The organism is Cobetia sp. cqz5-12 (assembly GCF_016495405.1).
Classification (GTDB): domain Bacteria; phylum Pseudomonadota; class Gammaproteobacteria; order Pseudomonadales; family Halomonadaceae; genus Cobetia.
This window is the reverse complement of sequence record NZ_CP044522.1, coordinates 2684498-2702985: the sequence shown is the minus strand read 5'-3', so window position 1 is coordinate 2702985 and position 18488 is coordinate 2684498. Positions and strand designations below refer to the sequence as shown.

Sequence of the window (18488 nt, the reverse complement as noted above, 5' to 3'; positions counted from 1 at the left end):
TCTGAGAGGCTCACTCGACTCGCTTTCGTGGATCAGGTGCGTCGGGGGCTGTGCGGGAGGCCAGACGCGAGAGCTGTGCCGAGACGCTGCTCAGGGCAAACAGCGAGGCGGCGAGACACACGATGGTCGGGCCGGTGGGGGTATCCAGCCAGTAGGCCGCCTGCAGTCCGCCGGTGGTGGAAATCCCGCCGATGATGGCAGCGGCAACCGCCATGAGTTCGGGGGTGTGACAAAAGCGGCGTGCCGTGGCCGCCGGGATGATCAACAGAGCGGTGATCAGAAGCGCCCCGACCACCTTCAGGGCGACCGCGACCACCACGGCCAGCGACAGTGTCAGTACCAGCTGTTCGCGTCGCGGGTTGATGCCGCTGGCACGCGCCAGGTCCTCGTTGAGCGTGGCGGTGAGCAATGCCGACCAGCGCCAGCGGAGCAGCCCGAGTACCAGCAGGCCGCCTGTGGCGATGATCGCAAGATCCGTCTTGCTGACGGCCAGGATATCGCCGAATAGATAGGCCATCAGGTCGATCCGTACGCCAGGCAGGAAGGAGACGGCGACCAGCCCGAAGGCGAGCGCGGAGTGCGCCATGACGCCAAGCAGGGTGTCCATGGCATAGCCGCGTCCGCTGAGCAGGGTCACCAGCGTCGCCATGATCAGCGAGACGATGAGCACGCCTGCCAGCATTGAGGTGGACATCAACAGTGACAGCGCCACCCCGAGAATCGCGGCGTGGGCCGTGGCATCACCGAAATAGGCCATGCGCCGCCAGACGACGAAACAGCCCAGGGGCGCTGCCGCAAGCGCCACGGCAATGCCTGCCAGAGCGGCGCGGACCATGAAATCGTCCATGACATTGTCCAGCATCAGTGCAATCTCTCGGTGATCGGTGTCGCGGGTGTCGTGAGGGGCTGTGCAGGCGGCGCCCTGTCATCCATCGGCGGCGCCGTGTGGCTGTGGTGATGACTGTGTCGATGGCTGTGTCGATGGTCATGTCGGTAGAAGGCGAGGGCGTCTGCGGTGTCGAGTCCGAACAGATCCTGATAGGCCGGTGAGGCCATGACGCGCTCAGGCGTGCCCTGACAACAGACGTGCCCATGCAGGCAGACGACGCGGTCCGAGGCGCGCATCACCACATGCAGTTCGTGGCTGACCATCAGCACTCCGCAGCCGAGGGTGTGACGGACACGGTCGATCTGACGATAGAAATCCGCGATGCCACGATGATCCAGGCCTTGGGTCGCCTCATCCAGCAGCAGGAGATCAGGCGAATCCAGCAGTGCACGAGCCAGCAGAATTCGCTGGAACTGACCACCGGAGAGACTGGCGATCTGCTGAACCTCGGCACCGGGAATGCCGGCCTGCAGGAGGGCATGCGCCACGGCATCCAGCGAGTGTCGATGTGGCAGGTTCAGGAAGCGTTCCACCGTCATCGGCAGCGTCGGGTCAAGGCTCAGACGTTGAGGGACATAGCCGATCTTGAGTCCCGGCTCTCGTTGTATCCGACCGTGCGATGGGGCAATGGACCCGATGATGCTGCGAAGCAGCGTGGACTTGCCGGACCCATTGGGGCCTACGAGGGTGACGATTTCACCGCGTTCCACCTGTAGCTCGATCTCCTCGAGAATGCGATGCTTGCCGAGGGTGACGCAGAGGTTCTCGATCGATAACAGCGGCATGGGGAGCAGGCCCTTGAAGAATGACAACGTTGACGGTTTAGTGATCGTAAGTGTTATGTTATAACATATTGAGTCGAGGCGGTAGCGTCTCCGAACTTCCTTCCGTGTCATCGCATCTTCTGGAGAACCGTCATGCGCAATCGGTTGCTGCCTTTCCTCTCGCTGCCAGTGTTGATGCTGCCCGCCGTGGCCATGGCGGAGGTGCCATCCGTCGCAGTAGACATCCCGCCGGTGCATTCACTGGTCTCGCGCGTCATGGGGGAGCTGGGCAGTCCCGAGCTTGTCATCCAGCCCGGCGCCTCGCCGCATGGCTATTCCATGCGGACCTCGGAGGCCAGATCACTGGCCGACGCGAATGTCCTGGTCTTCGTCAGTGATGAGCTGACGCCCTGGCTTGCCAAGGCGCGTGCGTCGCTGGCCGCGGATGCCGACACCCTCGAGCTGATGGAAGTGCCCGGCACCCTTCATCTGCGCTATCGCGAGGGCGCCACCTTCGAAGCACATCATCATGATGACGAGGCATCTTCCGAACATGATGAAGTGCATGGCGATCACGAAGAGCATCACGATGGTGATCATGAAGAGCACGGTGACCATGACGAGCATCATGATGGCGGACATGACGAGCACCATGAGCATGCCCACGCCGGCATGAACCCGCATGGCTGGCTGGACCCGATGAATGCGCGTCTCTGGCTGGCGGCGATCGCGGAATCGCTGGCAGCGCAGGACCCGGAGCATGCTGCGACCTATCGCAGCAATGCCCAGACGGGCCAGCGGGAGCTCGACGCCATGACAGAGTCACTGTCAGCGCGTCTGGCACAGGTGCAGGGCACTCGCTACATCGTCTTCCATGATGCCTACCAGTACTTCGAGCACCGCTTCGATGCTCCCGCGTCCGGTGCCATCTCACTGGGGGATGCCTCCACGCCCAGCCCGGCGCGCGTCAAGGAGATCCAGGCGCGCGTGGCGCAGGACAACATCCAGTGCGTCTTCCGTGAGCCACAGTACAACCCTGCGTTGATCGAGAGTGTCTTCGAGGGGACCGGCGTCAAGACCTCCATCGTCTTCGAGCCGCTGGGGGTCGGGCTGCCGCTGGGCGAGACACTCTATCCGCAGCTGATCGAGCGTTTGGGGCAGGGCATCCTGCAGTGTGCCGACGCCTGAGCGATCACGTGACATCAGGACGGGGAGGCCGGCAGGTCCCCGTCTTTCCTTCCAAATCCTCAAGAGCCTCATCCTCAAGGGAGAGCTACAGCATGCCCCATCCGACGTCCCCTCCATTGACGGAACGTGACGCTGAATTCTGCATCAATGCCGCGACGCGCACGCTTGAGCGCTGGGCGATCGCCGTCACGCGTGGGGAAAAGGAAACGCTTCTCTCGCTGTATGCCGAGGACGCGATTCTGGTGCCGACGGTCGCCGATGATGTGCGTGAGAATCGCCAGCAGCGGCAGGCCTATTTCGATGGCTTTCTCGCCAATGAGGCGCTGGCCTGCGAGCTGGGTGAGTACTCGCCACGGGTCAGTCGCAAGCTGGGCACCGTGGTGATCGGCGGGCATTACACCTTCGAGTATCGCGTCGCTGACGAGACGGTCACGATTCCGGCCCGCTTTCTGTTCACCTTCGAGGAGATCCTCGGCGAGTGGAGGATCACCGGCCATCACTCCTCGCGACTGGCGGGATGATCCAGCGCTGACGGCGAGCCGTCCGCGCTGTGTTCTTCACCTCTCCTGATACTCCCCCACACTTCGGCGGAACTCAGTGCCTGCCTGCCACCGGCGTGAGGGAGGCGGTACTGATGAGAGCCGCTCTGGATATCTGACGAATGACCGCAATACTCCCCGACGTTTCCCTGACCGAGCGCTCCCGTTCCCTGAGCCCCCTTGAGTGGGTGGGCATGCAGGGGATCGATCTGCCCGTGCTCATCGAGGAGGGCGATTACCGCCGTGAATTGCATGCCTGCGTGGATGCGCAGGTCGACCTGTCGATGCCGCACACCAAGGGCATTCACATGTCGCGCCTCTATCGTCTGCTGGATGGGCTGGCGGAGGGCAAGGCGCTGACCCCCGGCAGTCTGCGGGATGTGCTCGCTGCAATGGTGGAGAGCCATCATGACTGCGCCTCGCGCAATGCCCGCGTGAAGATGGCGTTCGCACTGCTGGTGAAGCGTCCGGCGCTAGTCACGCCGGCACTCTACGGATGGAAGTCGTATCCCGTCACGCTGGAGGCCAGTCTGCACGAGGGGAGGTTCACGCTGCAGGCCAGTGTCACGGTGGGCTATTCCTCCACCTGTCCCTGCTCGGCGGCCCTGTCGCGTCAGCTGATCGAGCAGGCGTTCCTGGAGGCTCACCGCCATGATGCAACGCTGACGCCTGAGCAGGTCGCCGAGTGGCTCACCCACCATGCCACCCTGGCCACGCCCCACAGCCAGCGCAGTGAAGCGATTGTCCAGGTCACGCTCAAGCCTGAAGCCGAAGATCTGGGGCTGATCGCGCTGATCGATGCCATCGAGCAGGCCGTGGCGACGCCTGTCCAGACGGCCGTGAAACGCGCCGATGAGCAGGCGTTTGCCGCGCTCAATGGTCAGAATCTGATGTTCGTCGAGGACGCCGCGCGCCGCTTGATCAATGGCCTGGCGGTCTCACAGGGTGAGGCGCATGTCCATGTGCGGCATATCGAGAGCCTTCACCCCCATGATGCCGTGGCCTGGGGAGGTGGTGCGTAAGACCCCCCCTGCGCCATGGTGAGTGCCAGCTCATGGCCCCGCTGAAGAGATATCGAGGTTGATGTCCTGATCTGTCCAGGCCCTGCCGGCGATGCCGGTGGGGCCTTCGCGTCTGGAGCACCGCCATCAGGCATCATGTGGTTTGCAAAACAGGCCAGATGTTATGGTGTAGAGCGATATGTTGCGTATTTGTCTAGACAAAGGTCTATTTCTGCGCCAATTGGATTGACCCTTGAGTCGGAAGGCGTCTAAGTTCTGCTCTATCTGGTATGGTTTGCAGTCCACTTGAGGGAAGCGGCTCTTGCGCGTGAAGCGCTCGAAGCTCCGTCACCAGCACACGCTCACCGTCCTCAAGCGTCATGCCAGACGCGATACGTCCATACCCATAATCAGAACAATCAAAGGGATTCGACAATGAAGCGAGTCATGCTTGCCGCCACGCTGTTAGCCGCCGCCTTGGGTACCACGACCGCGCATGCCGAGAAGATCGTGTTTGCCATCGGGGGAAGTCCCAACAGTCTGCAGGGCCAGACCGCGCAGTACTTCGCCGATAGCCTGCAAGCCCGGCTCGGCGATGAGCATCAGGTCGAGTACTACCACAGTGGGCAGCTGGGGGATGAGCGCCAGCTGATCCAGAAGCTGCGCCTGGGTACGGTCGACCTGGCCGCGATTTCCTCGGTGATGTCGTCCGTGTCACCAAGCTTCGCCCTGTTCGACATGCCGTTCATGGTCAAGGACCGCGAGCACCTCAAGCGCATCGATGACGCGATCGTGATGACGGATCTGGCCGAGGATGCCAAGTCCAAGGGCCTCAAGCTGGTCTCCACCTGGGAGAACGGCTTCCGTCAGATCACCAACAACGAGCATCCGATCGTTGCGCCAGAAGATCTGGACGGGCTGAAGCTGCGTACCCCACAGAGCGAATGGCGGACCGGCATGTTCAACGCCTGGGGCGCCAACCCGACACCGATGGCCTTCTCGGAAGTCTTCGTGGCGCTGCAGACCGGGGTCGTCGATGGTCAGGAGAACCCGCTGTCCAACATCGATGGCGCCAAGTTCCAGGAGGTGCAGAAGTACCTGTCACTCTCCAATCATGTCTATTCGCCCATCTGGTTGACCAGCAGTCAGGCTGGCTGGCACAAGATGCCCGAGGACGTGAAGGCAGCGATTGCCGAAGTCTCCGCCGAGACCCAGAGCTGGGCCTTCGCCAAGGGTGCGGAGCTTGATGACAAGCTTCTGGCAAGCCTCAAGGCGGGTGGCATGGCCGTCAACGAGGTGGACCGGGATGCCTTCGTCACTTCAAGTGCGCCGGTCTATCAGGCGTTCTCCGACAAGGTCGATGGCGGCCAGGCGCTGGTTGACCGGGCCATGGCACTGGCCGAGGAGTAAGTCATGAGCTCGCATTCCCATGCGGCCAAGGCAACCTTCCCCACCGAGAGTGGGGAAGGACTGACGGCCAAGGCTGACTTGACAGTGCTGGACAGGATCAACCGTGTGGTAGAACGCTGCCTTGAGGTATTTACCGTCGGCCTGCTGTTGTCGCTGACGGTGATCGTGCTGGCGGCAGTGGCCTTGCGTACCTTCGGTGGCTCCTTGCCGTGGTATGACGAGGTCGCCTCGATCAATCTGGCCTGGCTCAGCTTCTATGGCGCTTGTCTCGCGGCCTTGAAGCGTTCGCACATGGGCTTTCCCGGCTTGATCACCAAGGCGCCCATCGCACTGCGCAGCACGCTGTTCATTACCTCTGAGCTAATCGTGATCGGATTCTTTGCCGTGGTGGGCTGGTTCGGGTATCAGGTGCTGGACGTGCTGGCCTGGGATGCCTTGATCGCCTTGCCGAGCATCGGCCTGGATGTCACCCAGTCGGTGATCCCGCTCAGTGCGGCACTCTTCATCGTGTGTGAGCTGCTGAGCCTGCCCCACGCATGGCGCAAGATGTGTGAAGGCGTCAACAGCGAAGAGGAAGAGATCGCGGAAGCCATCCGCCTGGCCGAGGAAGACCTCAAGGAGCACCGCTCATGACGCTACTGATCATTATCGCGGCCCTGTTCGCACTGGTGCTGATCAACGTGCCCATCGCGGTTGCCATCGGCACGGTGGGGGTCGTGGGGGTGGTGATCTTCATGGGTGTGGACGCGCTGGTGAACGTGCCGCTGACGCTCTTCAATGGCGCGACCAAGTTTCCGCTGATCGCGATTCCGCTGTTCATCCTCGCCGGTGCGCTGATGAACACGTCAGGCATCTCCATGCGGCTGATCAATCTCGTCACGGCGATGGTGGGGTTCGTGCGCGGTGGCCTGGCCATGGTCAATGTCGGGGTGTCACTGTTCTTTGCCGAGATTTCCGGCTCGGCTGTCGCGGACGTGGCAGCCACGGGGTCGGTGTTGATTCCCGAGATGAAGAAGCGCAAGTACACGCCAGAGTTCTCGGCGGCCATCACCTCATCCTCCGCGTCATTGGCGATCATCATTCCGCCGTCGCTGTCGATGATCCTGTATGGCGCCATCGCGGATACCTCCATCGTCAAACTGTTCGTGGCGGGGATCATTCCGGGCCTGTTGGGGGGATTCGGCCTGGCAGTGCTCTGCTACTACTATGCCCGCAAGTACGACATGCCGCGTGAGGCTGCCTTCTCGCTGTCGGCGCTTGGCAAGGCATTCCGGGAAGCCTTCTGGGCGCTGACGTTGCCGGTCATCATCCTGGGCGGAATCTTCGGCGGCTTCGTGACCGCCACGGAAGGGGCGGGCATCGCTGTGCTGGCGGCGCTGGTCATCGGTGGACTGGTCTATCGCGAGTTGAATCTGCAGGTGCTGTATCGGGCGGTGATTGATGGCGTGATCCAGACGTCCGTCGTCATGCTGCTGGTCGCGACCTCAGCCGTCCTGGGACTGTTTTTGACCGAGATGCAGCTACCGCAGCAACTGGCGCAGGAAATCACCTCACTGACCACGGACCCGGTGGCGGTGCTGGCGTTGCTCAATATCCTGCTGCTGTTGCTGGGGATGTTCCTGCATGGTGCAGCGGCCATCATTCTGGTCGTGCCGATCGTGATGCCGCTGATCCAGCAGATCGGGATCGATCCCATCCACTTCGGCCTGATTCTGACGCTCAACCTCGCCATCGGTCAGCAGACACCCCCCGTCGCCTCGGTGTTGGCGACCTCCTGCTCGATTGCCAGAACGGACATGTGGGAAACCACCAAGGTCAATCTGCCGATGATCTTCGTGCTCTTCCTGGTGCTGATGCTGGTCACCTACGTGCCGGCGATTCCCATGAGCCTTGTCGAGCACTTCTATGGGTGATGGGGGCGGATGAAAAGAGAGCCCATTGGTCGTCGAGTGCAATGAAGACGTTGCTCTACCGACACGAGAAGGCCGCCTCCCGGGGCGGCCTTCTCGTGTCTGAAGTCAGCAAGCGAACCCCGAGGTGCGTGCTCCTCAGGCAAGTCACGCTGCAGAAGGCGGGGGATTTCACTTTTCCGGTCCAGCAACCGGCACGCCTTGTGCTGTTTGGCGGGGGCCGGACACGTGCTGTTCGGCACGGAGAATCCAGGTGACACCTCCGGGCATCAGCAGCATGCCTAGCACTTCGTTGATCTTGGGCCATTGTCGAAGCTCAGGACATATAGTGCGACGGGGCAGGATGTCTTGGCAGCAGCCCTGAATGTGAAAGAGCCACCCCGTGGGGTGGCTCTTCTAACAGGCGTGGACTGCACTACATCTTGTTCGATGGCGAGGCATCACCCCTCCCGCACCCCATCCACCAAGCGGCTGATGCCTTCTGCTGGAGCATGCTTGAGTTCCGGTGGCAGCAGGGTATCCGGCAGGTCCTGATAGCAGACCGGACGCAGGAAGCGGTGAATGGCGGCGGTGCCCACCGAGGTGGTTCGGCTGTCGGAGGTGGCGGGCCAGGGGCCGCCGTGCACCATGGCGTCACAGACTTCGACTCCTGTCGGCCAGCCATTGACGAGGATGCGTCCGGCGCGGCGCTCCAGCACCGGCAGCAGCTGACGTGCGGCGTCGTGATCGGCGTCATCCAGGTGCAGAGTGGCGGTCAGCTGACCTTCCAGCGCGCTGCAGACCTGCTTGAGCTGAGCGAGATCATCGCATTCGATGATCAACGAGCTGGAGCCGAACACTTCCGCCTGCATGGCCTCATTGGCAAGAAAGTCACTCGCCTGGGTGCTGAACAGCTGGGTCTGGCATGGGCTGGCGATGGGAGAGTCGCTTTCGCCACTGGCCAGGCAGGTAATGCCGGGCTGTGAGGATAGGCTCGCCACGCCTTCGGCATAGGCCTTGTGGATGCCCGGCGTCAGCATGGTCTGCACCGGACTTGCCTGGATGGCGGGAATGGCGGCTTGCTTGAAGCGTTCCAGCGCTGCGCCTTTCACTGCCAGTACCAGCCCCGGGTTGGTGCAGAACTGCCCGGCGCCCATGTTGAGCGAGCCGACGAAGGCCTCACCCAGCAATTCGGCGCGGGCTTCCAGGGCCGCCGGCATCAGGATGACCGGATTGATGCTGCTCATCTCGGCGTAGACCGGAATCGGCTGCGGACGCGATTGGGCAAGCGTCAGCAGGGCGGTACCACCACTGCGCGAGCCAGTAAAGCCGACCGCCTGGATCTCGGGATGCTTGACCAGTGCCTGGCCGACCTCATTGCCCGGGCCGAACAGCAGCGAGAAGACCCCTTCCGGCATGTTGCAACGCCGAGCGGCGCGCGCCACGGCCTGTCCGACCAGTTCCGAGGTGCCCGGGTGTGCCGAGTGTCCCTTGACCACCACCGGGCAGCCCGCTGCCAGCGCGGAAGCGGTATCGCCACCGGCCACCGAGAAGGCCAGCGGGAAGTTGCTGGCCCCGAAGACGGCCACCGGACCCAGCGGGATCTGACGTTGGCGCAGGTCGGCACGCGGCAGGGGCGCACGTTCCGGCAGCGCAGGGTCGACGCGCACATCCTGCCACTCACCGCGGCGCAGTACCTTGGCGAACAGCTTGAGCTGCCCGCAGGTGCGGCCGCGCTCACCGTTCAGGCGTGCTTCAGGCAGGCCGGTTTCCTGCATTCCACGCTGGGTCAGGGTCTCGCCGAGTGCCTCGATTTCCTCGGCGATGGTCTCGAGGAAGATGGCTCTTTCTTCATGTGTCGTGGCGCGATAGGCATCAAAGGCCTGACCTGCCAGTCGGCAGGCGTCTTCCACATCCCCTGCATTGGCCCCCGGGTAGCCGGGCGCCAGGCGCTCTCCGGTGGCCGGATTGATGGCGTGGATCGCCTCGCCCTTGGCGGCAAAGCTGCGCTGTCCGATAAGCTGATGGCCGTTGAGTGTCATGGTGCCTCCTGTCTGGCATGTTGGGTGGGTCTGGCATCGTGGGTGATATCGGCATCGTGGGTGATATCGGCATCGCGGGTGATAGCGGCAATCGGTAGCCGATACCAGTGAATGGCGTTGTCGTGCAGAACCTGGTCGAACGCGATCTGGCGTTGGTCGTGAGACGCCGTCTGCGCGATGGCGCCGGTCACCAGCGATAGCCAGTCGCCATAGCTGACCTTGAGGCCGGAGACCGGGAAGTTGCTGGCGAACAGGCAACGTCGGGTGCCGAAGATGTCCAGTACCTCACCGAGCAGCTCGTGATTGGCGCTGGCATCCCAGGCATGCCAGGGCGTGCCCAGCTCCGAGAGCTTGACGGCGATATTCGGGTTCTCAGAAAGCGCCCGCATACCTGCGCGCCACTGGGCGAGGCCTTCCTGCGTGCGATCCCACGGCAGGCCGCTGTGATTGAGAATGACGCGCAAGCCGGGGTAGTCCTGAAGCGTCGTGGCCGCCTCTTCGAGATGCCAGGCGGGCACGCGCAGGTCCCAACTCAGGTCACGCTCCGTGAGCAGCGCCAATCCCTCGCACCAGCGCGGATCTTGCAGACTGCCACTGGTGCCCGCCACCGACTGGCGGGTCTGGGGCGTGGCGGCGGTGACTGGCTTGGCACGCACGCCACGAAACAGCGGTGAGTCACATTGCGCGTCCAGCTGTGCGGCGCACGCTTCAGTACCAAAGGCCGCCCAGCCGACATGCGCACTCGGCAGGCCATGAATGGCTGCTTGCTCGGTAATCCAGCGCGTCTCTTTCTCAGCCTGTGGGCGTGACGCTTCGGCTTCGCAATGCACGCTGCCTACCAGGCGATAGCCCGCGGGGATCAAGCGCTTGAGATCCGCGACCTGAAAGGGCTGGCGGATCGCGGCATAGTCGCCGAGAAAGAAGTTCTCTACCGGCGAGTCTTCCAGCCAGGGGTACGCCACCTGGCCATCCAGCGCCCAGAAGTGATGGTGCGCATCGATCAAAGGGTGCGCGTGAATGTTGCTGTTGATCGAAGGCGAGGTCATCTGCATCTCCTTGCATTCATGATTGAGCGCAGGGTTGCCCTGTGTAGCGTCCACGTCTTCATCGTCAAAGCCATCATGAGGTCATCCAGTACAGGGGCGCGGTGATGATCTGCGGGAAGGCCACGAACAGCAGCAGAATCACAACATAGGCGAGGGCGAAGGGCGCGACCCCGCTGACGGCCTTCTCGAACTTGAGGTTGCCGACGCTGGTGATCACGTTGAGCACGTTGCCGACCGGCGGGGTGATCAGGCCGATGGCGCAGTTGAGGACGAACATGATTCCGAAGTAGACGGGGTCGATACCGGCCAGCTTGACGATGGGCATCAGGATCGGCGTGAGCACCAGAATGGTCGGCGTCAGGTCCATCACCATGCCGACCACCAGCACGATGCCCATGATGGCGAGCATCAGGATGCGCGGATCATCGGCCAGCGGCTGTAGGAGACCGGCGACCATCAGCGGCAGCTGGGCGATGCTGATCAGCCAGGAGGCGACCATGGCGGCGGCCACCAGGAACATCACGATAGCGGTGCTGCGGGCGGCCTGGGCGAGTACGGCGTAGAGCTGGCTCAAGTCCAGTTCGCGGTAGATCACGGTGGCGACGAAGATGGCGTAGACCGCCGCGACCACACCGGCTTCGGTGGGGGTGAAGATGCCGCTCTTGATGCCGCCGATGATGATGACCGGCAGCATGATGGCCCAGAAGCTGTCCTTGAGTGCCTTGAGGCGCTCACGCCCGGTGGCCTTCTTGGTGACGACCAGATCTTCCTTGCGGGTCATGAACAGCCACATCACCACCAGGGTCACGCCCATGATCAGCCCCGGCACGATCCCGGCGAGGAACAGCTTGCCGATCGAGATGCCACCGGCGACGCCGATGATGATCAGCGGAATCGAGGGCGGGATGATCGGCGCGATGATCCCGCCGGCGGCCATCAGGCCGGAGGAGCGGCCCAGCGGATAGCCCGCCTTGCGCATCATCGGCAGCAGCATGCTGGCCAGCGCGGCGGTATCCGCGACCGCGGAGCCGGACAGACTGGCCATGACGATGGCGGCGAAGATGGCCACGAAACCCAGTCCGCCCTTGCGGTGACCCACCAGCGACATCGCCAGCGTGACGATGCGCTGGGAGAGCCCGCCACGCGACATCACTTCTCCGGCGGTGAGGAAGAAGGGGATGGCCAGCAGGGTGTAGCTGTCGGCGCCGTTGACGAGGTTCTGGGCCAGGATCTGCGAGTTGAACAGATCCAGGTGCAGCATCAGCACGATGGCACTGACCAGCAGGGCAAAGGCGATGGGGAGGCTCAGGCCGATGGCGGCCAGCAGGGAGCCGAGGAAGAGCCCGATGGTCATGGCGTGTCTCCTTGCTGATCAGATGAGGGGCTGGGGGCATTCGGTGGCGTGATGCCATGCAGGGCAAGGGGCGTCAGTAGTCGCCACAGCAGAATCAGCGACATCAATACGCCTGCCATAAGGCCGGCGAGATAGAAGACGCCGACGGGAATGCCGCTGATGGGGGAGAGATTGCGCCAGTTGAGCAACGTCTGGTCGAAGCTGCCCTTTAGCAGCATCAGGCAGCAGCCGAGCATCACCAGGGTGACGACGCGATCCAGCACCCTGCGACATGCCGCCGGCAGCTTGTCGGCGAAGGTGTTGACGCTCAGGTGCTCCTGGCGAATCAGCGCCGTGACCGCGCCCATGAAGGTGACCCACACGAACAGGAAGCGGGACAGCTCGACACTGATCGAGATGCCGCTGTTGAAGCCGTAGCGCAGCACCACATTGACGAATACCAGTACGATCATCGCCACCAGCGCCAGAACCATCAGCAGGGTCAGGGTCTTCTCGAGCCCCTTGAACAGCGCCGTGATGCCGACGGCAATGTTCGAGGGGGCGGCCGTGTCCTGCGGAGCTGTCTTTTCCTGCGCGGCGCCAGCGGCCTTGCGGGACTCGGCGTGCGTGGCAGAGGGCGGTTTGATCGACATGGATAACGGCATCTCTTGGGTCAGTTTGTTCATGGTGTCATCCCCGAAGGAGGCATCTCGATGACGGTGCGGCAGCGCTGTCATTGCGCCCCTCTGGTTGCAGCGAAAAGGGCGCTGCCGCGTGTCGGTGGCTGGGACTGATGTCAGGGGCTGATGAAAGTGTTCAGCGCGCGTCGGCCAGGGCAGTCTGGAATTGCGTCACCACGCCTGCGTCAAGCGCCTGGGTGTGCTGCTCGATCACCGGTGCCAGGGCCTCACGCATGCGCTGGCGCTCACTGTCCGCGACCACGTTGACGGCCATCTTCTTCTCAAGGGCACTCAGCAATTCATCGTTCAGGGCGCGGCTCTGTTCGCGCTGATAGAGCGTGGCTTCGCGGGCGGCCTCGCGGACCAGCTGGCGTTGGGCGTCATCGAGTGACTGCATGAAGCCTGCCGAGGCGACCAGTACCTGGGCGTCATAGGCATGCGCGGTACGCGACAGGTACGTCTGGACTTCGAAGAAGCGCTTGGCGTCGATGACGGTGTAGGGATTTTCCTGGCCATCCACCGTGCGGGTTTCCATGGCAGTGAACAGTTCATTGACCGACATGGGCACGGCGTTGGCATTCAGTCCATTGAAGAGGTCGATGTAGAGGGCGTTCTGCATAGTGCGAATCTTGAGGCCCTCGATGTCCTCGAGCGTCTCGATGGGACGGCGGCTATTGGTCATGTGACGGAAGCCATTCTCCCAGTACTCGAGTGCCACCAGCTGCTTGTCATCCAGGCTTGCGAGCAGGGCGCGGCCAGCCTCGCCATCCAGCACGGCATCGGCGTGTTCACTGTCATCGAACTGGAAGGGCAGGCTGACGATGTTGAAGTCAGGGTTGAGGCTGCTCAACGTGGCAGTGGAGGGTGCGGTGAAGTCCAGGGTCCCGGACTGCAGCATCGAGGTCATGTTGACGTCATTACCGAGAATGCCGTTGGAGAACACCGTGATGGTGATCTCGCCATCCGATTTTTCCTCGACGAGCTCCGCAAACTTCTTGGCGCCCAGTGTCTGGGGATGTGCCTCCGGCAGGCTGGTGCCCATGCGCGCGGTGATCTCGGCGTGGGCGGTGGTCGCGAAGCTCAGCATCAGTCCCAGCCCCAGTGCAGAGGCCGACTTGAGCAGAGCTTTGTTGGACTGGGCTTTGTTGAGCAGCGTTTTCTTGAGCAGAGCGTGGCGGATGGACATGGCGAATTCCTTGCAGGTTGTTGTTATAGGGACTGTTGTTATAGGGACTGTTTTGCAGAGCTTGTTGTCATTGGGACGGATGTCATTACGTCGAACGAGCGCTAGGTACTGGTGTCCAGCGAGTAGCAGCGCACGGCGTTGTCACAGAACAGCTTGAGGCGGTGTTCGGGACTCAAGCCGCGGCTGAGGTCCTTGAAGGCCTGCCACAGCGTATCGAGCGAGATCACCAGTCCATCGACCGGGAAGTTGCTGGCGAACATCACGCGGTGGACCCCGAAATGGCGCAGCACGATCTCGAAGACCTCGCGGTTGTCTTCCAGCCGCCAGGGCTGGCCCGCGATGCCGAGTCCCGAGAACTTGATCATCACCTGTGGCCAGGCGGCGACCTTGTCCAGGGCCCGTGACCACTGACGCAGGGTGTCGGGATGACGATCGCCGGGCACGCCGGCATGATTGATCACCACCGGCATCTCGGGATGGCGTTGCAGCAAGGGCAGCAGTTCCTCGAGGTGCCACCAGGGCACCTGCAGCTCGAAGATCAGGCCACGGCGCGCGACTTCACTGACGCCGTACTGATAACGCGGGCAGCGCAGCGAGCCGGGCAAGGCGTGGGTGGCAAGCCTCGGATCGTGACGCTCCAGTGCGGCTGGCTTGTGACGGACACCCTTGACCAACCCTGACATGCAAAGCCTCTCGAGCTGCTCGCCGATGTCATCCTGATCTAGCCAGGCCTGGCCGATCATGGCGTTGGGCCAGCCGCTCTCGCGGGCAGTCTCCTCGATCCAGCGCACTTCCTTGAGCGCATCACCCCTTGCCCATTCCGCCTCCATGTAGACACACCCCAGCACCCGGTGCGCCTCGCCCGCCGCCTGGAGATGCTCGGCGGGCAGGTAGGGGCGACGGATCGCGGAGTAGTCGCCGTAGCGGAAGGGGATCATCGGCCCATCACACAGCCAGGGGTGGTAGTTGTGCGTCGGGTCCCAGACATGCATGTGGGCATCAATGATCGGCAGGTCATTCTCTTGCTGCGTGGCCAGATAGCGCTCGCGTTGCTCGCCCAGTTCGGCAAGCGACACGGGCACCACCGGGGATTTGAGTGAGTTAGAGAGCATGGCGGGCTTCCTCTGGTAGCGAGTCAGGCGAGCGTGATCAGCGCGCGAGGGCGGTGTCGATTCGATCCAGCAGCTCGCTGCCGTGCTTCTCGGTGAACTCGGCGCGTACCGGCTCGGCGACCTTGGCACGCATGCTGGCGGTATCGGGCTCGCGCACGACCTGCATACCCTGATCTTCCAGGAAAGCCAGATCGCCCTGCTCGTTGTCGTGATTGAGCTGACGCTGATAGCGGGCCGCTTCCTGAGCTTCTTCCTTGATCAGCGTCTGCAGTTCGGGCGCGAGGCTGTCGAACGTCTGCTTGTTCATGATCAAGGGCGCGGCGGTGTAGGCATGTGCAGTGAGTGACAGGTGATCCTGCACGGAATACAGGTTGGCGGAGCGGATCAGGCTGACCGGGTTCTCCTGGCCATCCACGGTGCGGGTTTCCAGCGCGGTATAGAGCTCCGCGAAGGGCATCGGGGTCGGATTGGCGCCGAGTGCCTGGAAGGCGGCGATATGCGCCGGGTTGGGCGTGGTGCGCAGGGTCAGGCCGCTGACGTCCTCGGCATTCTCAATCGCACGTCGCGAGTTGGTCAGGTTGCGGAAGCCGATTTCCCAGAAGGCGAGTCCTTCGATCTGTTGCGGCTGCATGGCGGTCAGCAGATCCTGGCCGATATCGCCATCCAGCACCTGATAGGCCTGTTCACGGTTCTCGAACAGGAAGGGCAGGTCGAGCACATTGAGCTCGCCGACCAGCCCGCTGAAGTAGGGGTTGCCTGAGAGCTCGATATCGATGGTGCCGCTGCGTACGCCCGAGATCATGGCCTGATCATTGCCCAGCTGGCCGTTGGGGAAGATCTTGACGGTCAGCTCGCCGTCACTGCGTTCAGCCAGACGTTCGGCAAAGCGTTCGGCGGCCAGATGCTGCGAGTCGGTGACCGGATGCGCATGGGCGAAGGTCAGTGAGGTTGCCGCACTGGCCGTACCTGACAGCGCAAGGCTTGCCAGTGCAGCGGTGATGAGTGAGGCGGTGGCGTGGCGGGTCGAGAGTGTCATGGCGAAGCCCTTTTCTCGTTATTGTCGTGATGCTTCTGGTGCGTACAGGCGTTATTGACGCCGGTTTTGCTGCTGGTACTGGTGATGCTGGTGCTGCCGGGATCAGGGCCGTGTGATGGCGGAAATCTCAAGACCCTGATCCTTGCTCTACTTCTTGTGTTGATCGGTGGCCCTAAAGCACTGCCATGGCGGAGGGCTGCTTGGCGTCGTTGTCGTGGGACTCGAACGCGACCGGGTTGCGTAGCGCGCGACCGAAGGCGGGCAGTTCGATCTCGAAGCGATCGCCTTCCTGCACCTTGATCTGATCGGCGAAGCTCAGGGTGGCGGTGCCGAAGAAGTGCACGTGCAGATCCCCCGGCGCGCGGAACTGGGCGTACTTGAAGTGGTGGTGTTCCAGATTGGCCAGGCTGTGGGCCATGTTGGCCTCCCCGGTCAGGAAGGGTTTTTCCCACAGAGTCTGGCCGTCACGGGTAATGCGGCTGGTGCCTTCCAGGTGCTGGGGCAGCTCGCCGATCAGCAGTTCAGGGCCGTAGCTGCAGGCGCGCAGCTTGGAGTGGGCCAGCCACAGGTAGTTGGCGCGCTCGGTGATGTGGTCGGAGAACTCGTTGCCTACCGCGTAGCCGATGCGATGCGGCTGACCGTTGGCATCGTTCAAGTACAGGCCGACCAGCTCGGGCTCTTCGCCGGCGTCTTCGGCAAAGGCCGGCACGCTGATCGCGGTTTCCGGTGCCACCACGATGCTGCCGTCACCCTTGTAGAACCACTCCGGCTGCGCGCCGACCTGCCCCTCGGCAGGCTTGCCGCCCTCGAGTCCCATGCGGAACATGCGCATCGAGTCGGTAAGGCTAGCCTCATCCTGCGCCTGAGCGGCGGCATGCATGGCGTCGCGGGTATCGGCGCTGCCCAGATGGGTCAGGCCGGTACCGGTGACGGTGCAGCGCGCGCGATCCGGGTGGGTGACCGGCGGCAGCAGTTCGCGGCGATCGATGGCCTGCTTGTAATCGACCAGGGTGTGGGAGTAGTGCTGCTCAATCAGTGCACTGAGTCCGATACCCAACTCGATGGCGCGGGAGGCCAGCTCATAGGTGCCGCCCGGGAAGTCGAGCAGGCGCAACTGGTCGCGGCTTTCGACCACGGCGACCCGCGGGCCATTGGCGGTGCGAAGTTGGACGAGTCTCATGATGGCTTCCTCACTCGATGATGTTGAACTGATCGAAGTAGTCGCTGTTCAGCTCGAGGCCCAGCCCCGGGGTCTCTTCGTCGAGGTCGATGAAGCCGTTCACCGGCTCCGGGTCGCCCTTGAAGATGTAGTAGAAGAGCTCGTTGCCGATCTCGACGTCGTGCACCGGGAAGTACTCGCTCATCGGGGAGGCCAGTGAGGCCATGGTCAGGTGGTAGTTGTGCATCTGGCCGGCGTGCGGGATGACCGGCACGCTGAAGGACTCGGCGAGGGCGTTGATCTTGCGCGCGGCGGTGATGCCACCGACCCGGTTGGTGTCGTACTGGATGACGGAGACGGCGCGCTTTTCCAGCAGCTGGCGGAAGCCGTAATGGGTGAATTCGTGCTCGCCACCGGAGATGGGAATGCTGGTCAGCTGATTGAGTTCGGCGTAGCCATCGATGTCATCGGCGATCACCGGCTCTTCCAGCCAGCGCGGCTGGAAGCGTTCCAGCTTCGGCAACATGCGCTTGGCGTAGTCCAGGTTCCAGCCCATGTAGCACTCGAGCATCAGGTCGACATCCTCTCCGATGACTTCGCGCACGGCGGCGACGCTATCCAGATTGGCACGTACGCCTTCGACGCCGTCACGCGGACCGTAGCCGAAGCGCATCTTCATGGCGGTGAAGCCTTGATCCAGATAGGACTGGGCCTCTTCCTGCATGCCCTTGAGGTCGGTGCGGTAGAGCTTGGAGGCGTAGCAGGGGATCTTGTCCTTGGTGCGCCCGCCCAGCAGCTTGAAGACCGGCTTGCCGACCGCCTTGCCCATGATGTCCCAGATGGCGATATCCACGCCGGAAATGGCGGCCATGCCGATGCCCTTGCGGCCCCAGGCGTGGGTGGAGCGGTACATGCGCTGCCACAGGTATTCGTAGTCGAAGGGGTCCTGACCGATGATCAGCGGCGCGAGGTATTGATCGATGATCGCCTTGGCGATGCGCGGGGCCAGTGCCACGTTGCCAAGCCCTACCAGTCCGTTGTCGGTCTCGATTTCCACCACTGTCCAGCCGTGGAAGCGGAAGGTGCCCATCGAGTCCCCCTTGTCCCAAAGCTCATCCATGGCGTTGGAGCAGAAGTGGGCAGTGGGAGGAACGGTATGGCCTTTCCATTCGAAGACGCGGGTTCTGACCTTGGTGATCTTCATCGAATTATCC

17 protein-coding genes are annotated in these 18488 nt (G+C 62.8%); 6 read left to right on the top strand and 11 right to left on the bottom strand.

Going from position 1 to position 18488, the window contains the following annotated elements; genetic code table 11:
• Window positions 1-10: 10 nt before the first annotated feature.
• Both F8A90_RS11250 and F8A90_RS11245 read right to left on the bottom strand, forming a co-directional pair.
• Window positions 11-862: a metal ABC transporter permease gene (locus tag F8A90_RS11250; protein WP_233593298.1), complete on the bottom strand. Its 852-nt coding sequence runs from the start codon at window positions 860-862 to the stop codon at window positions 11-13.
• Window positions 862-1674 carry an ATP-binding cassette domain-containing protein gene (locus tag F8A90_RS11245; protein ID WP_200017210.1) on the bottom strand — a complete coding sequence of 271 codons (813 nt, stop codon included), beginning with the start codon at window positions 1672-1674 and terminating at the stop codon, window positions 862-864. The genes F8A90_RS11250 and F8A90_RS11245 overlap by 1 nt, the downstream gene beginning before the upstream one ends.
• Before the next feature lie 132 nt (window positions 1675-1806).
• Between F8A90_RS11245 and F8A90_RS11240 the strand changes: the two genes are divergently transcribed.
• The 6 genes from F8A90_RS11240 to F8A90_RS11215 all read left to right on the top strand — a co-directional run bounded on the left by F8A90_RS11240 (window position 1807) and on the right by F8A90_RS11215 (window position 7704).
• The gene (locus tag F8A90_RS11240; protein WP_200017209.1) at window positions 1807-2841 is read left to right on the top strand and encodes a zinc ABC transporter substrate-binding protein; all 1035 of its coding nucleotides are present in this window, start codon (window positions 1807-1809) and stop codon (window positions 2839-2841) included.
• Between the two features lie 92 nt (window positions 2842-2933).
• Window positions 2934-3362 (top strand): DUF4440 domain-containing protein, encoded by a 429-nt coding sequence (locus tag F8A90_RS11235; protein ID WP_084208287.1) that lies wholly within the window; start codon window positions 2934-2936, stop codon window positions 3360-3362.
• Between the two features lie 140 nt (window positions 3363-3502).
• Window positions 3503-4402: a GTP cyclohydrolase FolE2 gene (folE2, locus tag F8A90_RS11230; RefSeq protein WP_200017208.1), complete on the top strand. Its 900-nt coding sequence runs from the start codon at window positions 3503-3505 to the stop codon at window positions 4400-4402.
• 426 nt (window positions 4403-4828) lie between these two features.
• Window positions 4829-5791, top strand: coding sequence for a TRAP transporter substrate-binding protein (locus F8A90_RS11225; protein ID WP_233593297.1), 963 nt, complete (start codon window positions 4829-4831; stop codon window positions 5789-5791).
• Window positions 5792-5794: 3 nt separating this feature from the next.
• Window positions 5795-6424: a TRAP transporter small permease gene (locus F8A90_RS11220; protein WP_144727211.1), complete on the top strand. Its 630-nt coding sequence runs from the start codon at window positions 5795-5797 to the stop codon at window positions 6422-6424.
• Window positions 6421-7704: a TRAP transporter large permease gene (locus F8A90_RS11215; RefSeq protein ID WP_084208291.1), complete on the top strand. Its 1284-nt coding sequence runs from the start codon at window positions 6421-6423 to the stop codon at window positions 7702-7704. Before F8A90_RS11220 ends, F8A90_RS11215 begins: the two co-directional genes overlap by 4 nt.
• A gap of 437 nt (window positions 7705-8141) precedes the next feature.
• On the opposite strand, the gene F8A90_RS11210 is transcribed toward F8A90_RS11215, so the two are convergent.
• From F8A90_RS11210 to F8A90_RS11170, 9 genes are all read right to left on the bottom strand, one after another.
• Window positions 8142-9722 (bottom strand): aldehyde dehydrogenase (NADP(+)), encoded by a 1581-nt coding sequence (locus tag F8A90_RS11210; RefSeq protein WP_200017206.1) that lies wholly within the window; start codon window positions 9720-9722, stop codon window positions 8142-8144.
• Window positions 9719-10768 carry an amidohydrolase family protein gene (locus F8A90_RS11205; RefSeq protein WP_200017205.1) on the bottom strand — a complete coding sequence of 350 codons (1050 nt, stop codon included), beginning with the start codon at window positions 10766-10768 and terminating at the stop codon, window positions 9719-9721. Before F8A90_RS11205 ends, F8A90_RS11210 begins: the two co-directional genes overlap by 4 nt.
• Before the next feature lie 73 nt (window positions 10769-10841).
• A complete protein-coding gene (locus F8A90_RS11200; protein ID WP_200017204.1) occupies window positions 10842-12122 on the bottom strand; it encodes a TRAP transporter large permease subunit in 1281 nt (426 codons plus the stop codon).
• Window positions 12119-12787: a TRAP transporter small permease gene (locus F8A90_RS11195; protein ID WP_200017203.1), complete on the bottom strand. Its 669-nt coding sequence runs from the start codon at window positions 12785-12787 to the stop codon at window positions 12119-12121. The genes F8A90_RS11200 and F8A90_RS11195 overlap by 4 nt, the downstream gene beginning before the upstream one ends.
• A 130-nt stretch (window positions 12788-12917) precedes the next feature.
• The gene (locus tag F8A90_RS11190; protein WP_200017202.1) at window positions 12918-13967 is read right to left on the bottom strand and encodes a TRAP transporter substrate-binding protein; all 1050 of its coding nucleotides are present in this window, start codon (window positions 13965-13967) and stop codon (window positions 12918-12920) included.
• 101 nt (window positions 13968-14068) lie between these two features.
• Window positions 14069-15079 (bottom strand): amidohydrolase family protein, encoded by a 1011-nt coding sequence (locus F8A90_RS11185; protein WP_200017201.1) that lies wholly within the window; start codon window positions 15077-15079, stop codon window positions 14069-14071.
• Between the two features lie 37 nt (window positions 15080-15116).
• Window positions 15117-16115 (bottom strand): TRAP transporter substrate-binding protein, encoded by a 999-nt coding sequence (locus F8A90_RS11180; RefSeq protein WP_200017200.1) that lies wholly within the window; start codon window positions 16113-16115, stop codon window positions 15117-15119.
• Window positions 16116-16287: 172 nt separating this feature from the next.
• The gene (gene araD1 / locus F8A90_RS11175; protein ID WP_200017199.1) at window positions 16288-17295 is read right to left on the bottom strand and encodes an AraD1 family protein; all 1008 of its coding nucleotides are present in this window, start codon (window positions 17293-17295) and stop codon (window positions 16288-16290) included.
• Window positions 17296-17305: 10 nt separating this feature from the next.
• Window positions 17306-18478: an L-rhamnonate dehydratase gene (locus F8A90_RS11170; RefSeq protein ID WP_077373800.1), complete on the bottom strand. Its 1173-nt coding sequence runs from the start codon at window positions 18476-18478 to the stop codon at window positions 17306-17308.
• Between the last annotated feature and the right edge of the window lie 10 nt (window positions 18479-18488).

Excerpts from the sequence above, each read along its gene's own strand:
- folE2 (WP_200017208.1), top strand. The coding sequence starts at position 3,503 with ATGACCGCAATACTCCCCGACGTTTCCCTGACCGAGCGCTCCCGTTCC.
- F8A90_RS11215 (WP_084208291.1), top strand. The coding sequence starts at position 6,421 with ATGACGCTACTGATCATTATCGCGGCCCTGTTCGCACTGGTGCTGATC.
- F8A90_RS11245 (WP_200017210.1), bottom strand. The coding sequence starts at position 1,674 with ATGCCGCTGTTATCGATCGAGAACCTCTGCGTCACCCTCGGCAAGCAT.
- F8A90_RS11195 (WP_200017203.1), bottom strand. The coding sequence starts at position 12,787 with ATGAACAAACTGACCCAAGAGATGCCGTTATCCATGTCGATCAAACCG.
- F8A90_RS11235 (WP_084208287.1), top strand. The coding sequence starts at position 2,934 with ATGCCCCATCCGACGTCCCCTCCATTGACGGAACGTGACGCTGAATTC.
- F8A90_RS11220 (WP_144727211.1), top strand. The coding sequence starts at position 5,795 with ATGAGCTCGCATTCCCATGCGGCCAAGGCAACCTTCCCCACCGAGAGT.
- F8A90_RS11210 (WP_200017206.1), bottom strand. The coding sequence starts at position 9,722 with ATGACACTCAACGGCCATCAGCTTATCGGACAGCGCAGCTTTGCCGCC.
- F8A90_RS11250 (WP_233593298.1), bottom strand. The coding sequence starts at position 862 with ATGCTGGACAATGTCATGGACGATTTCATGGTCCGCGCCGCTCTGGCA.
- F8A90_RS11170 (WP_077373800.1), bottom strand. The coding sequence starts at position 18,478 with ATGAAGATCACCAAGGTCAGAACCCGCGTCTTCGAATGGAAAGGCCAT.
- F8A90_RS11190 (WP_200017202.1), bottom strand. The coding sequence starts at position 13,967 with ATGTCCATCCGCCACGCTCTGCTCAAGAAAACGCTGCTCAACAAAGCC.
- F8A90_RS11225 (WP_233593297.1), top strand. The coding sequence starts at position 4,829 with ATGCTTGCCGCCACGCTGTTAGCCGCCGCCTTGGGTACCACGACCGCG.
- F8A90_RS11200 (WP_200017204.1), bottom strand. The coding sequence starts at position 12,122 with ATGACCATCGGGCTCTTCCTCGGCTCCCTGCTGGCCGCCATCGGCCTG.
- F8A90_RS11240 (WP_200017209.1), top strand. The coding sequence starts at position 1,807 with ATGCGCAATCGGTTGCTGCCTTTCCTCTCGCTGCCAGTGTTGATGCTG.
- F8A90_RS11205 (WP_200017205.1), bottom strand. The coding sequence starts at position 10,768 with ATGACCTCGCCTTCGATCAACAGCAACATTCACGCGCACCCTTTGATC.
- F8A90_RS11180 (WP_200017200.1), bottom strand. The coding sequence starts at position 16,115 with ATGACACTCTCGACCCGCCACGCCACCGCCTCACTCATCACCGCTGCA.
- araD1 (WP_200017199.1), bottom strand. The coding sequence starts at position 17,295 with ATGAGACTCGTCCAACTTCGCACCGCCAATGGCCCGCGGGTCGCCGTG.
- F8A90_RS11185 (WP_200017201.1), bottom strand. The coding sequence starts at position 15,079 with ATGCTCTCTAACTCACTCAAATCCCCGGTGGTGCCCGTGTCGCTTGCC.